This is a genomic window from Christiangramia aestuarii (assembly GCF_009735585.1).
Classification (GTDB): domain Bacteria; phylum Bacteroidota; class Bacteroidia; order Flavobacteriales; family Flavobacteriaceae; genus Christiangramia; species Christiangramia aestuarii.
The window spans coordinates 171,035-186,127 of the sequence record NZ_VJVW01000002.1 but is presented as its reverse complement, the minus strand read 5'-3'; the positions used below and the strand labels follow the sequence as shown (position 1 = coordinate 186,127).

Genomic DNA, 15,093 nt, shown 5'->3' with positions numbered 1-15,093 from the left:
AGTAAGGATTACTCACCCATGAAAGGATACCTGTAATCTGTTGCCGGAACAAAAGTTTCCTTGATTAGTCTTACCGAGATCCATCTCATAAGATTCATCTTAGAACCAGCTTTATCGTTGGTGCCACTGGATCTTGCTCCACCAAATGGTTGCTGACCTACTACTGCTCCCGTTGGCTTATCGTTGATGTAGAAGTTACCGGCAGCATTCTGTAACAGGTCTGTGGCCTGGGCTGCTGCATAACGGTCTCCAGATAAAATTGCCCCTGTAAGTGCATACATACTTGTATTATCTACAGTTTCGCAAATATCTGCCCACTTCTTTTCATCGAAATTTTTATCGTCGTAAACGTATATCGTTACCACCGGTCCGAATAATTCCGTTTCCATGGTAGTGTAATGAGGATCTGTAGTAAGGATTACTGTTGGCTCAACGAAGTAACCTTTAGATTTATCATAATTTCCTCCAACGACGATCTCGGCATTCTTATCTTTCTTAGCCTTGTCTATATAGCTCGCCAATTTATCGAAAGATGCCTCGTGGATCACTGCATTGATGAAATTGGTCATATCTTCTGGAGATCCCATCTTAAAAGATTCTACGTCTTCTACTACGAAATCCTTGATCTCAGGCCATAGGCTTTTTGGAAGGTAAACCCTTGATGCCGCGCTACATTTTTGTCCCTGGTATTCAAATGCACCTCTGGAAATAGCTGTGGCTACCTGTTTTGGATTTGCTGTTGGGTGTGCAAGGATAAAATCTTTACCTCCGGTCTCACCAACGATGCGAGGGTAAGTCTTATATTTTCTGATATTCTTCCCGACTTTTTCCCAGATACCTTTAAATACATCGGTACTACCGGTAAAATGGATACCTGCGAAATCAGGGCTGGCCAGTACAGTATCGGTCACCATTTCTGGATCACCATTTACCATATTGATCACTCCATCTGGTACCCCGGCTTCTTTGAATACTTCCATAAGGACCTGGGCAGACAGCATCTGGCTGTCACTAGGCTTCCAAACAGTTACATTCCCCATCAGGGCTGCACTGGAAGGAAGGTTACCGGCAATAGCAGTAAAGTTGAAAGGCGTGATAGCATAAACAAAACCTTCAAGTGGTCTGTACTCTACGCGGTTCCAGTTTCCATCAGAAGAAATTGGCTGCTCGTTATATAGCTCTGCCATGAACTCCACATTAAAGCGAAGAAAATCACAGATCTCTGCAGCTGAATCTATTTCTGCCTGGTATATATTTTTAGACTGCCCGATCATGGTGGCAGCGTTCATTTTTTGTCTGTATGGGCCAGAGATAAGGTCAGCAGCTTTCAAGAAAACCGCAGCACGTTGTTCCCATTCCAGTTTAGCCCATTTTTTACGAGCTTCTAAAGCTTCTTCTATAGCTTTTTCAACATGCTTTTTCTTAGCGATGTGATAGGTACCCACCACATGCTGGTGATCGTGAGGTGGATTAATGGTTCTTGTGTCTCCAGTTTTAACCTGCTCTGAACCTATATATAATGGAACTTCGGTATTTGCGTTCCAAAGGTCTTTGTAAGTGAGTAAAACTTCTTCTCTTTCTGGGGTTCCCGGAGCGTAACTTTTAACTGGTTCGTTAACGGCTACAGGAACGTGAAAAAATCCTTTTCCCATAATATTATTTTTGCTTTTTTCGATTGTATTTTAATTGCGCTAAAGGTAAAAAAATAAAGCGGTTTTAAAGACTAAGATGAACCCGTTCACGAAAGCTTAACTTTTTTTGTAATTTTCCTTAAAATTTTCATTTTCACCCATGTGTACCATCACTCTTGTTCCTCATCCGGAATCGCTGAACGCTTTTATTTTGACCTCTAACCGGGACGAAGCGGTAAGTAGGAATACCCTCCCACCACAAAGCGAGGTATACAATGGTTGCAGGCTTTATTTTCCGAAAGATGAAGAGGCAGGAGGCACCTGGCTGGGGATTAGTGAATTGCTTCGCTGTGTTTGTCTAATGAACGGAGCAGAAAAACCCCATATAAGACAGCCCGAATATCGCAAAAGCAGGGGAGTAGTGGTAAAGGATTTCCTGAGTAGGAAAAAATTAAAAAAAGCATTTAAAGATTATAGGCTTGAAGGTATAGAGCCTTTTACCATGATCGTGGTAGACTGGCATAACGGACTCATATTTTATGAATTTATTTGGGACGGCCATCAACGAAAGCTGAAGAAGTTACCTCTGAAAGAACACCTCTGGTCTTCCTCTCCTTTGTATTCTGAAGAAATGAAGCAACTGCGGCGCGACTGGTTCAAAAAGCTTAAAGAAACAGAAGGTTTTTCAGCCAGGTCGCTTTTAGATTTTCATCATAATGCTGGGGAAGGTAATAGAGAATATGATCTTATCATAGACCGGGGTTTTCTGAAAACCCAAAGTATCAGCCAGGTTCAGAATACAGAAAAAGAGCTGAGGTTTAGTTACGAGAATCTAAGTAGTAAGGAAGTTACTGAAGAATACCTTCAGTTAAGAGCATAGGGAGTGCTGAGATTGAAAACAGGTATATGTACCTTGAATTTCGCTTTGGTATTAAGATTTACCATATTATAATAACCTCTCATGGAGCCAAAAGGTCCGGTTAAAAGACAGCCGCTCTGGTAAGTATGGCTTTCACCCGGCTGTAATTTGGGCTGTCTGCCAATCACTCCTTTCCCGGCGACGGTTTCAGTATCATTCAACACATCCTTGATCTCCCAGAATCGCGATTTCAATTGCACCGGATCATTGCTTTGATTTTCTATGGTGATCACATACCCAAAAGCATAGTGCATCTTGTAGTTCTTAAAGAACATTCCTTCGAAATGGGTTTCGACGGAAATCTTTATGCCTTTTGTGATCTGCTGGGTCATTTTAAAATATTGAAAAAGAAACAATTACAGCTACAATTGTGGCTATTGTAGCTAAAATAAAAAATATAATGTTCAGTAATATGAACTTTAAAATCGTTTTAACACGACCCTGTCCATAAAAGTAGCGCATGGCCTTATATAGATAGAAAACGAACAGGAAATTAGCTGTCGTAAAGCCCCAGTCGGTCTTAAATACATTATCTATACTGTAGGCAATTATATAAAGTACAAAAAGCATGGTTTGTACGTGGAATGCGAATATCAGGTGTTCCATATAGTTAAAGGGCCGCCTGATGTAAATGAGCCAGATGAAAAGGGCAAAGACCGGAAGGTAGAAGAAAATGATAAAGGGAAGCTTATTCACGAAATAATCTACGAACAATTGCGGATTGTTGTAGAATAGATCGAATTTCATCGCCTTGTGGTATAACCAGACATTCCATTTGGTGTTTTCGTAATTAAGATCGGCAATGGCTTCTTCAGCCTTACCTAATTTGGTTTCCTTATAGTATTTGTAAAAGATCTGGAGTTTATTCCCATTTTTGTTAAAAAAGTTCATGGTATCCAGCTCCTGCTGGGTGAGATAAACATCTTTATAGGATTTCTCTTCCGCCTGTTGCCTTTTGGGGATGTTTTTGACGATAGAATCCATTTCGATATTGTTTTTTTTGAAAGCAGGGATCTCGTTGAGCTCTTTTCTTAAGATACTGTCGTTTTGTACCTGTATCACCCCCTCTTCGATACCTGCTTGCTGCTCTGCGAAATTCACGCCTTCAAACTTGTCTGAAATTCCCGCGATTAAAAAGAAGATGATCGAGGCGCTCAAATAGAACCGAAAAGGATTGGCGTAACGCATCCTTTTCCCATTCACATAATCCTTGGAGATCTTGCCGGGGCGAAATAACAATACTCTAAGGGTACGCTGAAACCGTGAATCATAATTGAATAACCCCGAAAAGAATTCCACGAAGAAATCTCCAAAATTCAGTTTTTTGGTAGAGTTTCTTTGTCCGCAATTAGGGCAGTAATTATCGCTTTTTTCAAGGGGGAGATAACAGTTTAGACAGGTGTCCCCGCGATAGTGATAAAGAGCGTCTTTCTTGTTATAGTTTTCCAGCATTTGGAAAGATATTAGTTTCGAATAGTTTCAGAATTTGCATATCCAACACCAATCATCCTGTCATATCTCGCCCCGGGAGGTCGGTAATAGACCAAAATGGAATAGATGTTCTCGGTCTCATCAAAATTCCCGCTGATAAAACCATCATCTATGCTCCCATCTTCCTTAAGCAACACATATTTATAATTATAGTAGCCCTGCTTGAAAAGCCTGGCCCCTTCGTAATATCCCGTTTCCTGATTATAGGTCATCAGGGTACTGTTATCCAGTTCAAAATTATTGAAGCCCCCGTAAATATGGATCTGGGAATTATCGATATTGTCGTAATTCTTTAATCTGAAATGGACCCAGACATATTCTGCTTCCAGGTCTGAGTTCTGAGCCTGCTGGTTCCTTATCAGAAATCCGCCGTTAATATCCGGATTGTAAGTATAGGGCTCGTTCGCCCTGGTAAAATCAAGGAAAAGAAAATGATGGTAAAGTTCATCTAGTTCAACACTTGCGATATCTGCCGTGGTGACCCTTAGTTCCTTGTTATCGAACTGCAGAAATTCATTGCCACCCCAGAAGGAAGCTTCAGAATCGTACCTGTAAATAAGTTCGTTGGCAATGGTGTACTGGGGCTCCAGATCGTTGATGGCTAGTTTGAGATTATGGTTCTGCACCAGGCTTACCATCACGGTTTCCTTGGGATTCTTCAGCAATAGATCTGGGGAGTCGATGCTGAAATTCACGATCTGCTTTTCATCTATAAAGTTAAGATCACGGGATCTTTTAATTTCGGCACTAACCTGCGCGATAGGCTCGTAGACCATGAATTTCCTGGAAAAAACAAGTTCACGGTTGGAATTAAAAACATTCAGCATATAATTGCCTGAGACCTTTAGGCGTTTCACATTCTGGTTAGGAATGCTTAGCTCGTAGTGGGAAAAGGGTTGAAGGGTATTCAGGGCATTGGTGTAATTCATGATCCTGATATCATCAAAACCATCCAGGTACTCGTTCTTGGAAAGCTGGCTGGTTGTCCAGTCGAAATTATAATGCTCTATGGTATAATAATAATCTGCCTCGTCACCTATGATATCATCAAAACTCAGCTGCAGCCGGCTTCCAAGGCTAATTACCGGGTTGCCTACATTTTCGCGGGATTCACCCTGAAAGATCACGGTCCTTATAAAGCTTGGAGGAGCTGTTTCCTGAACAGTCTGTCCGAACATGGCACAGCCAATTCCTTGAAGGAGCAGAAATAATATTAAGGTTCTCATAAATTTTATAATAAACAAAGTTAAAAGAAATCCCTTGTTTTCATCAACTTATTTTAACAGTTGATGAAAGTAAAATTCTATTATTTGTTGGGATAAATGGAGTCAAATTTCATAAATTTGCACGACTTTAAACTAAAAATTTTAACATACACTCCATCCTATGTCAAAAGACATTCGAATTAAAAGAGGATTAACTCTGCGATTAGAAGGGGAGGCGGAACGAGAGCTAACCAAGGCTCCGAGATCTAAAACCTATGCGATCAAACCGCCAGATTTTCACACTGTAGTACCTAAAATGGTTGTTAAAGAAGGAGCAAAACTTCTTGCCGGTGATGAGATTTTCTACTCAAAATATACAGAACAAATTCGCTTTACTACACCTGTAAGCGGTGTGCTAAAAGAAATTAAAAGAGGAGATAAAAGAAAGATCCTGGAAATTATCATCGAGGCAGATGCTGAGGATGCTTACCGCGATTTTGGTAAGATGGATGCAGCTAAGGCCGATGTTAAAGATGTTAAGGAAAGGATCCTGGAAAGCGGTTGTGGAGCTTTTATTTATCAGAGACCTTATGCGATCGTTGCAGACCCAAAGGATACCCCTAAGGCTATCTTTATTTCTGCCGTAACCACGGCTCCGCTTGCAGCAGATAAAGGTTTTATCATAAAAGACAAGATCGATGCTTTCCAGGAAGGGATCAATGCCCTTAAGAAATTAACTCCTGGGAAAGTTCATCTTTGTGTTGATGATAGTTCAGCTCAATATCTTAAAAATATTCAGGGGGTTGAATTGCATCATGTAAAAGGAGATCATCCTGCTGGTAATGTTGGGGTTCAGATCCATAAGATCGATCCAATTAACAGGGGAGAGCGTGCGTGGACTGTTGGCGTTGAAGACGTTGCTATAATTGGTAATGTTTTCCTAACCGGTGAGTACCATGCAGAAAGAACTGTTGCTCTTGCGGGTAGCGAGGCTAAAGATAGAAAGTACTACCAGGTAAAGATCGGTGCTAACGTAGCAGATCTTATTGGTCAGGCACCAGGCGATGTTAGGATTATCTCTGGAGATGTACTTACGGGAACTCAGCTTTCCAATAACCAGTACATCGGTTTCTTCGATAACGAAGTGACCCTTATTCCTGAAGGGGATAATTACAGGATGTTTGGATGGCTACCATTTACCTATAATAATATTCACTCTAATTCCAGAACTTCTTTGTCCTGGTTATTCCCTAAAAGAAAATACACTCCTACTACCAATCTAAATGGTGAAGAGCGTGCTTTAGTGGTTACCGGAGAAATGGAGGAGGTGCTTCCTATGGATATCTACCCAATGCAGCTTATTAAAGCATGTATGGCTGGAGATATAGAAAAAATGGAGAACCTGGGAATTTATGAGGTGGCTCCTGAAGATTTCGCATTGGTTGAATATGTGAATACTTCCAAGATCGAAATTCAGGAAGTAATAAGATTAGGTCTGGATTTAATGATCACTGAAGTAGGTTAAAAAGCTGAAGAACTATGGAATGGATTAGACAAAGATTAGATAAAATAAGGGAGCCCTTTAATAAGGGGCAGAAATTAGAAAAGTATGCTCCGGCGATCAATGCCCTGGATACTTTCCTTTTTACCCCGAATCATACAACAAAAAAAGGAGCGCATATTCGTGATGCGGTAGACCTTAAGAGAACCATGATCACCGTGGTTCTGGCCCTTGTTCCGGCACTTATCTTCGGAATGTGGAATGGAGGATACCAGTATCTGCACCAGTTGCCAGAATATGCCAATGGCGTGCCTTTCTGGGATGCTTTCCTTGAAGGAGCATTAAAGATCGTTCCTATGATCGCTGTGTCTTATGCAGTAGGTCTAGGGATCGAGTTCGCATTTGCGATCTTCAGAGGTCACGAGGTGAACGAAGGTTACCTGGTAACAGGATTATTGATCCCTATGATCATGCCGATAGATATTCCACTTTGGATGGTGGCACTTTCTGTAGTGTTCGCTGTACTTATTGGTAAGGAAGCTTTCGGAGGAACCGGGATGAATATATTGAACCCTGCACTTACAGCTCGTGCTTTCGCCTTTTTCGCCTACCCAACCTATATGTCGGGTAATACCGTATGGGTGAGCGAAGCCAGCGAGGTAGATGCGGTTTCGGGAGAGACTATCTTAGGGAAGCTTGCTTCTGGTGGTGAAGTGCCATATTCTGCCATGGATATGTTCTCGGGAGTGATTCCTGGTTCTATCGCTGAAACTTCAGCGATCTGTATCCTGGCAGGAGCTTTATTATTGATATTGACCAAGGTTGGAAGCTGGAGAATCATTGTGAGTGCCTTTATTGGTGCTGCCGTAATGGGCCTTATCTTCAACGCGCTTCCATCAATGGGATTAGAAGGGAATGACCTTACTAACTTCCCATGGTATCTGCACTTAATCGTAGGTGGACTTGCTTTTGGTATCGTCTTTATGGCAACCGATCCGGTTTCTGCAGCGCAGACCATGAAAGGAAAATGGATCTACGGATTCCTGGTTGGGTTCTTCTCGATCATGATTCGTGTATTTAACCCGGCATATCCAGAAGGAGTGATGCTTGGGATCCTTCTTATGAACGTTTTCGCTCCAACCATCGATCACTACGTGGTTCAGGCGAACGTTAACAGAAGAAAGAAAAGACTTAAGAATGCTAATCCTCAGGTTGAAACAGCATAATTATGGAAGAGAAATCAGTAAATAAAACAAATAGTAACGGCTATACTTTTATGTTCGCCGTGATCATGGTGGTGGTTGTGGCCGCGGTACTTGCTTTTGCTGCGACTTCGCTTCAGCCAACCCAGCAGGAGAATATCCGTAAAGAGAAAATGCAGAATATCCTTTCTACAGTGGGAATCGCTACAGACAGGGATGGAGCAAAAGAACTTTACGACCAGTACATCGTTGAAGAAGTGGCCATTCGTGAAGATGGATCTGTAGACGAGTCTGTAGATGCCTTTAAGGTAGATCTTGCTAAAGAACTTAAGAAGCCTGTAAATGAGCAGGTATTTCCTCTATATGTTGCCGAAGTTGAAGGTTCCAGATATTATATCGTTCCTTTAAGAGGTAACGGACTTTGGAATGCGATCTTCGGATACATTTCACTGAAGGATGACGTAAATACCATTAAAGGTGCGACTTTCGACCACCTTGGAGAAACTCCTGGACTTGGTGCAGAGATCACCAAAGAATGGTTCCGTAAGAAATTCGAAGATGAAAAGATCTTCGATGAGAACGGAAACCTGGTAGGTGTATCTGTGGTAAAAGGAAACATAGATGTTTCAGATAAGGACGATAACAAGGTAGATGCTATTTCTGGAGCGACGATCACCGGTGACGGTGTTTCAGACATGATCTCAGAAAGATTGAAGCGTTACCTGCCTTATTTCGAGCAGCAAAAGGATATTAAAGTAGCAATAAAATAATTATGGCTAAAGAGAACAAATTCAACTCTGCTAAAGAGGAAGAGAAGAAACAGGAAATGATCCTTTTTCTTTCAGATTCTGAAGAAAAAGAGCACTTTCTTTCTAAAGGGAACAGAAAGTTACTATCAGATCCTTTAGATGATAATAACCCGATTACGGTACAGGTACTTGGTATCTGTTCGGCACTTGCGATCACGGTTCAGTTAGAACCTGCTATCGTAATGGCTATCGCGGTAATGGTGGTAATGGCCTTTAGTAACATGATTATTTCTATGTTGCGTAACCTTATCCCAAGCCGTATCCGTATCATCGTGCAGCTGGTAGTAGTTGCTTCCCTGGTGATCCTGGTAAGTGAGATACTAAAAGCATATGCTTTCGATGTGAGTAAGCAATTATCGGTATTCGTTGGTCTTATTATTACCAACTGTATCGTGATGGGACGTCTGGAAGCCTTTGCGCTTGGAAACGGGGTTTACAAATCCTTCCTTGACGGAATCGGAAATGCTGCCGGATATGGTCTTATCCTTATCATCGTAGCTTTCTTTAGAGAACTTCTAGGTTCAGGAAAATTATTCGGATTTGAAGTACTTGGTCATAAAGGTGCTACACTTGCTGAGTCAACCGGGCTTTATGCTCTGGGTTATGAGAATAACGGTCTAATGCTGCTTTCACCTATGGCACTTATCGTGGTAGGGGTGATCATCTGGGTACAGAGAGCTAGAAACCGTAAACTAATCGAAGAAAACTAATAGCTGAACAGCAAAAAAGTATAAAAAATGGAATTAGTTAATCTATTTGTAAGAAGTATTTTCATTGAAAATATGATATTCGCCTACTTCCTGGGAATGTGTTCCTACCTGGCGGTATCAAAAACTGTAAAAACAGCTGTTGGTTTAGGTGCTGCGGTAATATTCGTACTTGTGGTAACCGTACCTATTAACTTTTTACTGGACAACTACCTGCTGAAGCCTGGCGCCCTAACCTGGTTAGGCGCTGAATATGCAGACGTAGACTTAAGTTTCTTAAGTTTTATCATGTTCATTGCGGTAATCGCTTCTATGGTACAGCTAGTGGAGATGATCGTTGAAAAGTTCGCTCCTGCACTATACGGTGCTTTGGGTATTTTCCTTCCTCTTATTGCGGTAAACTGTGCTATCCTTGGAGGATCGCTTTTTATGCAGCAAAAGGATTTCGGCGGAATTTCTGAAGCTGTAACTTATGGTTTAGGAAGTGGTATAGGATGGTTCCTTGCTATTCTAGCCATCGCAGCCATTAGAGAAAAAATTGCATACTCAAATGTTCCTGCTCCGTTAAAAGGTCTTGGTATTACATTTATCATTACCGGATTGATGGCACTAGGTTTTATGAGTTTCATGGGAATTAAATTATAATCGTAAAGAAAGATTATGACAGTTATAATAGCGAGTATAGTAGTATTTTTAGTTCTGATCTTGTTATTGGTATCCATTCTACTTGGGGCCAAGGCAAAACTGACCCCATCTGGTCCTGTAACTATCAATGTTAATAATGAAAAAGATTTAGAAGTAGGTTCCGGAGGAACTTTGCTCTCAACTTTAGGAGATAATAAACTTTTCCTTCCTTCTGCCTGTGGTGGAGGTGGAACCTGTATCCAGTGTAAGTGTATCGTTGAAGAAGGTGGTGGTGCGATTCTTCCTACAGAAGAGCCTCACTTTACCAGAAAAGAGATCGCTGACGGCTGGAGACTTGGTTGCCAGGTGAAGGTAAAGCAGGATATGAAGATCACCATTCCTGAAGAGGTATTCGGAATTAAGAAATGGGAAGCTACCGTAGTTAGAAACTACAACGTAGCCTCATTTATCAAGGAATTTGTTGTTGAGATTCCTGAAGATATGGATTACAAGGCTGGGGGGTATATCCAGATCGAGGTTCCTAAGTGTGAAGTGAAATTCGAAGATATGGATATCACGGCTCACCCTGAAGAACACGAGACTCCAGATAAGTTCCAGGCCGAGTGGGATAAATTCAAACTTTGGCCGCTTGTAATGAAGAACCCTGAGACAGTGGAGAGAGCTTACTCTATGGCTTCTTACCCGGCTGAAGGGCGTGAGATCATGCTGAATGTTCGTATTGCTACCCCGCCATGGGATAGAGCTAAAGATGGTTGGATGGATGTGAACCCTGGGGTTGCTTCTTCTTATATCTTTGGTCTGAAAAAAGGAGATAAGGTAACTATTTCTGGACCTTATGGTGAATTCTTTATCAACGAGAGCGATGCAGAAATGCTTTATGTTGGTGGTGGTGCCGGAATGGCCCCAATGAGGTCTCACCTATATCATTTATTCAGAACTTTGAAAACCGATAGAAAAGTGACTTATTGGTATGGTGGTCGTTCTAAGCGTGAATTGTTCTACACGGAGCATTTCAGGGCTTTAGAAAGAGATTTCCCTAACTTTAAGTTCTACCTGGCCCTTTCTGAGCCAATGGAAGAAGATAACTGGAAAGTAAAATCCAGCCTGGATGATGAAGGAGACGGTTTCGTAGGATTCATTCATCAGGTAGTGATAGATAACTATTTATCGCATCATGAAGAACCGGAAGAGATCGAACTATATTTCTGTGGACCTCCATTGATGAACAAGGCTGTTCAGAAAATGGGAGAGGATTTTGGAATCCCGCCAGAGAATATTCGCTTCGATGACTTCGGAGGATAATAAATTAGAATCCCGCTTCGGCGGGATTTTTTTGCTTTTAATTGAACATCCAGAATTAACAGAATTGTGATCCTTAACCTGTTTCAGGATCTCTTTTTACCAACCTGAATCAAGTTAGGTTTCACGTGAACCAATTTTCAGCCAGCTAATTTTTATCTTTGACCCATGCCGAAATTAAACAAACAGGAACTGCATAACCTGGCGATGAATATCGTTGGGAAAGACCTGGAAGACCAGGGATACGAATTCCTTGGGGTGAATTCCCAGTTAAAGAAGAATCCCCAGTTCGTGGCCTTAAAGGCCGGGAAATTACATTTTGTGATCGTAAGGGCTATCGAATATCCCGATGATCCCTCTGCCTACGACCCGGTTTTCTTTAAAGAGATCAAGGAGCATGCAGAGAAGTTTAACGCCCGCACTTTTTATGCTGCCGTAGGTTTGGCAAACTCTGCCGATTACGAAAAACCTATCGATAGTGATGAAGATTACGTTGTAAATTATTCAGGTTGGAAGGAATTTTAATATGAAAAAAATATCGATTTTATTCTTAGCGCTGGTCTCGCTGATTTCTTGTGCAGATAAGTCAGAAATAGACGGTCATCAATATACCGGGGAAGCCCTGGGAACTACCTACATGGTTAAGTATTTTTCAGATCGTGACCTTAAATTCGAAAGATCTCTTGACAGTATCCTTGAAGTTATAAACTCTTCAATGAGTACTTATCGAACCGGATCTGATATTTCTAAGATCAACCGGGGAGATACCACCGTGAAGGTAGACAAGCACTTTAAAAAGGTTTTTGCTGGGTCCAGTAAGATATACCAGGAAAGCAACGGGTATTTTGATCCAACAGTGGGAGTCCTGGTTAACGCTTATGGTTTTGGGCCCGATAAACCTTTAAAAGAGATAGATAGCTCTAAACTGGATTCTTTGCGCAACCTGGTGGGCTTTGATAAGATAAATATTACGGAAAAAGGAAGGCTTCAAAAAGAGCATCCCAATGTGTATCTGGATTTTAACGCTATAGCCAAAGGATATACCATAGATGTCATCGCGGAATACCTGGAAGCGAACAAAGTGAACAACTACCTTATAGAACTGGGAGGTGAACTCAGAGCGAAGGGAAAAAACCTGGAAAGCGAAGCCGACTGGGTGGTTGGAATTGACGATCCAGATCAGCAAGAAGGCGAGCGTAGTTTAAAAGCAAAAGTAAAACTGAAAAATGCGGCCATGGCTACCTCCGGAAATTACCGTAAATACCGAATGGATTCGGTTACCGGGCAAAAATATGTCCACACCATAAATCCTATGAATGGAAAGGCTGAGCGCAGCAATCTTCTCAGTGCTTCAGTGATCACAGATAACTGTATGATGGCCGATGGATACGCCACTGCTTTTATGGCTCTCGGGCTGGAAAGGACCAAAAAGCTGGTTGAGGAATTAGATAATGTAGAAGTTTATATCTTATATTCCACTCCAGAAGGTAATATGGGAGAGTTCGTAAGTCCCGGGTTCAGGAAAAACCTGCTGGAATGATCATTTATGGCAAACGGGGATGATCTCCCCTTTGGCCAGCCGGTATCTCTCTACCTGTTCCTCACTTAAGCGGGAGGTGTAGTCTACTTCTTCCACTTGAAAACCTACTTTTCTTAATTTATCGAAGTAATCCCTGCCGTAAACCCGTACGTGGTCATACTGCCCAAATATTTTGGCGCGCTCCTCAGGATCGGTTATGGAGTCATCCTGGAATGTTTTAGCCCGTTTTAGATCCTGCGGGATTTGGAGTATCGCTGTACCCCCTGGTTTCAGGATACGGTATATTTCTTCCATGGCCTTACGATCGTCTGGGATATGCTCCAGCACATGGTTGCATAAAATAAAATCGAAACTTTCATTTTTGAAAGGCAGATCACAGATGTCTGCCTTTACATCAGCCAGGGGAGAGTTCAGGTCTGTCGTGGTATAATCCAGATTCTTCAAATTCCTAAACCTCTTATAAAACGCCTGTTCTGGTGCGAAGTGCAAGACCTTGTGACTGCTCGTAAAAAAATTGGTTTTTTCCTTCAGATAAAGCCATAACAGCCTATGCCTTTCTAGCGAAAGGGTAGAGGGGGAAAGAACATTTTCCCGCTGATTTTCGTAACCGTAAGGTAAAAACTTTCTGAAGCTGCTCCCGTCAATGGGATCTATATATCGATTGCCATGAAGGTAAATCTTTAAAAACGGCCTTACCAGGTAACTGGCTCTAATAAGAACAGGCCTGGGAATTGAATTTAAGGCCAGTTTAAAAAGATTACTCATTAGCTATACTTCGATATCTCCCCAGTTTTCGCCAGATTTGATGCGATAAAGCTGCATCTCTGATACTCCAAATTGTTTGGCAAGTACCCTGATCCGGGTTTTCCTTTCGGGATCTAAAAGTTTTTTCTTTAAGATTACAGCCTGTGCATAGGTAAGTTTAGAATAAGAGGTCACTTTTCTAAGTTTCCTTTTTTTCTTGTTCTCCTTAACCTTAGGACTGTTGTACTGATGCTGGACCCACTCATCTTTGGTGGCCCAGGCCAGGTTAGAAACACGATTGTCGTTTTTCACGAAATTCTTGTGAATCACGTACTGGTCGCCTTCTTTCTTCTCTAAAAACATTTCTGCAATAATGCGATGAATGTAATAAGTCTTGTGCTTACCATTCTTCAATTTTACCGCGAAGTTTAAATATCCACCTACTTTTCCGCCTTTCATTAGGTCTCCTTCGGGGTTTTTCAGATAACTGATCATCCTTCCGAAATTTGAGACTTCATAGACAAAGCGGTCTTCCCAGGAATCTTTGTGTAGGGTTTTCCAGATTTCCTGTCTGTAACTTTTAATCATAAACTTTGGCTCTAAATTCGTCTTCTTCTTGTGAATTGATTTTTAAAGATTCATAAATATATTTAAATGTGGACAGCAATTCGGGTTTACCATCAACAAGGGCCACGTCATGCTCAAAATGGGCACTAGGCTTATTGTCTGCTGTAAGAATTGTCCATCCGTCTGGTAATTGCTTGATTCTTTTGGTTCCGAGGTTGATCATAGGCTCTATGGCCACGACCATTCCTTCAACAAATTTCTTTCCTCTTCCTCTGCGCCCGTAATTAGGCATTTCAGGATCTTCATGCATGGTTCTTCCAAGCCCGTGGCCTACAAGTTCTCTTACGACTCCGTAGCCATGGTCCTCGGTATACTTCTGTATGGCATAACCAACATCTCCAACACGGTTCCCCGCTTTGAATTCACGGATGCCCACATACAGGGATTCCTTGGTAACTTCCAGAAGCTTTTTTACTTCAGGCGCAACTTCACCAACTTCAAAAGTATAAGCGTGGTCTCCATAGAAACCATTCTTGATAGCTCCACAATCTATAGAAATGATATCCCCGTCTTTAAGAGGGGTATCATTTGGAATACCGTGAACCACCTGGGCGTTAGGGCTCATACAAAGGGAATTTGGGAAATCGTATAACCCCAGGAATCCTGGTTCTGCACCATGGTCCCTGATGAATTCCTCGGCCATTTTATCCAGTTGAAGAGTGGTCACTCCAGGTTTGATCTCTGGAGCAAGCATCCCTAAAGTTTTGGAAACTATTAGTGCGCTCTCACGCATTAATTCTATTTCTTCTCTGGATTTAGGTATTATCATAGTT

General features: G+C 41.7%; 16 protein-coding genes. 9 read left to right on the top strand and 7 right to left on the bottom strand.

Translation table 11 applies throughout. The annotated features are described in order from the left end of the window. Positions 1–8: 8 nt before the first annotated feature. A complete protein-coding gene (gene pruA / locus FLP08_RS04985; protein ID WP_156274666.1) occupies positions 9–1,652 on the bottom strand; it encodes an L-glutamate gamma-semialdehyde dehydrogenase in 1,644 nt (547 codons plus the stop codon). A gap of 139 nt (positions 1,653–1,791) precedes the next feature. Here pruA and FLP08_RS04980 point away from each other — a divergent pair, with 139 nt between their 5' ends. Then, positions 1,792–2,511, top strand: a complete 720-nt coding sequence (locus FLP08_RS04980) for an NRDE family protein (protein ID WP_156274664.1) — start codon at positions 1,792–1,794, stop codon at positions 2,509–2,511. Here the strand turns inward: FLP08_RS04980 and apaG are convergent. From apaG to FLP08_RS04965, 3 genes are read right to left on the bottom strand one after another with little or no spacing between them, the layout of a single operon-like run. After that, positions 2,496–2,882 (bottom strand): Co2+/Mg2+ efflux facilitator ApaG/CorD, encoded by a 387-nt coding sequence (apaG, locus tag FLP08_RS04975; RefSeq protein WP_156274662.1) that lies wholly within the window; start codon positions 2,880–2,882, stop codon positions 2,496–2,498. The genes FLP08_RS04980 and apaG overlap by 16 nt on opposite strands. A gap of 1 nt (position 2,883) precedes the next feature. Continuing rightward, positions 2,884–4,002, bottom strand: a complete 1,119-nt coding sequence (locus FLP08_RS04970) for a DUF3667 domain-containing protein (RefSeq protein ID WP_156274660.1) — start codon at positions 4,000–4,002, stop codon at positions 2,884–2,886. Positions 4,003–4,013: 11 nt separating this feature from the next. After that, the gene (locus tag FLP08_RS04965) at positions 4,014–5,267 is read right to left on the bottom strand and encodes a type IX secretion system plug protein (RefSeq protein WP_156274658.1); all 1,254 of its coding nucleotides are present in this window, start codon (positions 5,265–5,267) and stop codon (positions 4,014–4,016) included. Between the two features lie 160 nt (positions 5,268–5,427). On the opposite strand from FLP08_RS04965, the gene FLP08_RS04960 reads away from it, so the two are divergent. From FLP08_RS04960 to FLP08_RS04925, 8 genes are all read left to right on the top strand, one after another. Continuing rightward, on the top strand, positions 5,428–6,771 hold the full coding sequence (locus FLP08_RS04960; protein WP_156274656.1) for a Na(+)-translocating NADH-quinone reductase subunit A: 1,344 nt from the start codon (positions 5,428–5,430) through the stop codon (positions 6,769–6,771). Positions 6,772–6,785: 14 nt separating this feature from the next. After that, complete coding sequence (locus FLP08_RS04955; protein WP_156274654.1) at positions 6,786–7,973, top strand: NADH:ubiquinone reductase (Na(+)-transporting) subunit B; 1,188 nt, start codon at positions 6,786–6,788, stop codon at positions 7,971–7,973. Positions 7,974–7,975: 2 nt separating this feature from the next. Beyond that, on the top strand, positions 7,976–8,719 hold the full coding sequence (locus tag FLP08_RS04950; RefSeq protein WP_156274652.1) for a Na(+)-translocating NADH-quinone reductase subunit C: 744 nt from the start codon (positions 7,976–7,978) through the stop codon (positions 8,717–8,719). A 2-nt stretch (positions 8,720–8,721) separates the two neighbouring features. After that, positions 8,722–9,468 (top strand): NADH:ubiquinone reductase (Na(+)-transporting) subunit D, encoded by a 747-nt coding sequence (locus FLP08_RS04945; RefSeq protein ID WP_156274650.1) that lies wholly within the window; start codon positions 8,722–8,724, stop codon positions 9,466–9,468. Positions 9,469–9,495: 27 nt separating this feature from the next. Further along, positions 9,496–10,110, top strand: a complete 615-nt coding sequence (gene nqrE, locus FLP08_RS04940) for an NADH:ubiquinone reductase (Na(+)-transporting) subunit E (protein ID WP_156274648.1) — start codon at positions 9,496–9,498, stop codon at positions 10,108–10,110. A gap of 15 nt (positions 10,111–10,125) precedes the next feature. Next, entirely contained in the window at positions 10,126–11,412 is a 1,287-nt protein-coding gene (gene nqrF, locus FLP08_RS04935) for an NADH:ubiquinone reductase (Na(+)-transporting) subunit F (protein WP_156274646.1), read from the top strand. A 165-nt stretch (positions 11,413–11,577) separates the two neighbouring features. Then, a complete protein-coding gene (locus FLP08_RS04930; RefSeq protein ID WP_156274644.1) occupies positions 11,578–11,934 on the top strand; it encodes a DUF8840 domain-containing protein in 357 nt (118 codons plus the stop codon). Between the two features lies 1 nt (position 11,935). Continuing rightward, positions 11,936–12,949 (top strand): FAD:protein FMN transferase, encoded by a 1,014-nt coding sequence (locus tag FLP08_RS04925; protein ID WP_156274642.1) that lies wholly within the window; start codon positions 11,936–11,938, stop codon positions 12,947–12,949. On the opposite strand, the gene FLP08_RS04920 is transcribed toward FLP08_RS04925, so the two are convergent. From FLP08_RS04920 to map, 3 genes are read right to left on the bottom strand one after another with little or no spacing between them, the layout of a single operon-like run. Further along, positions 12,950–13,714 (bottom strand): class I SAM-dependent methyltransferase, encoded by a 765-nt coding sequence (locus FLP08_RS04920; protein WP_156274640.1) that lies wholly within the window; start codon positions 13,712–13,714, stop codon positions 12,950–12,952. Between the two features lie 3 nt (positions 13,715–13,717). Beyond that, on the bottom strand, positions 13,718–14,281 hold the full coding sequence (locus FLP08_RS04915) for an HNH endonuclease (protein WP_156274638.1): 564 nt from the start codon (positions 14,279–14,281) through the stop codon (positions 13,718–13,720). After that, positions 14,274–15,089 (bottom strand): type I methionyl aminopeptidase, encoded by an 816-nt coding sequence (gene map, locus FLP08_RS04910; RefSeq protein WP_156274636.1) that lies wholly within the window; start codon positions 15,087–15,089, stop codon positions 14,274–14,276. The genes FLP08_RS04915 and map overlap by 8 nt, the downstream gene beginning before the upstream one ends. Positions 15,090–15,093: the final 4 nt, after the last annotated feature.